This is a genomic window from Priestia sp. SIMBA_032 (assembly GCF_046535215.1).
In the GTDB taxonomy this organism is placed as follows: domain Bacteria; phylum Bacillota; class Bacilli; order Bacillales; family Bacillaceae_H; genus Priestia; species Priestia aryabhattai.
Genome location: NZ_JAWRXD010001588.1, coordinates 1 through 235, shown reverse-complemented (window position 1 = coordinate 235; position 235 = coordinate 1). Strand labels below are relative to the sequence as shown.

The window sequence follows — 235 nt, the reverse complement described above, 5'->3', positions numbered from 1 at the left end:
CTGCTGAGCCAGTTCGTGGTCATCCTCAAGGACTCCGCACTGGGTACCTTCATCGGCTACACGGAACTGCTCGAGTATGCCCGCCGTCTGGCTTCCGGCGAGGGCAACATCCTGCCCGCGCTGCTGGTCACGGCGGCCATCTTCATCGTCCTGAACTTCCTGCTGACCTTCGCGGCACAGCGCCTCTCCCGGCGCCTCGGTGCCCGGGCCGGCAAACTGCTCAAGATCGAAGACA

1 protein-coding gene is annotated in these 235 nt (G+C 64.3%); it reads left to right on the top strand.

What is annotated here, in order from left to right; genetic code table 11:
- The coding region (locus tag SB717_RS39650) for a hypothetical protein (protein ID WP_410908831.1) at positions 1 to 235 on the top strand (235 nt) is incomplete at both ends.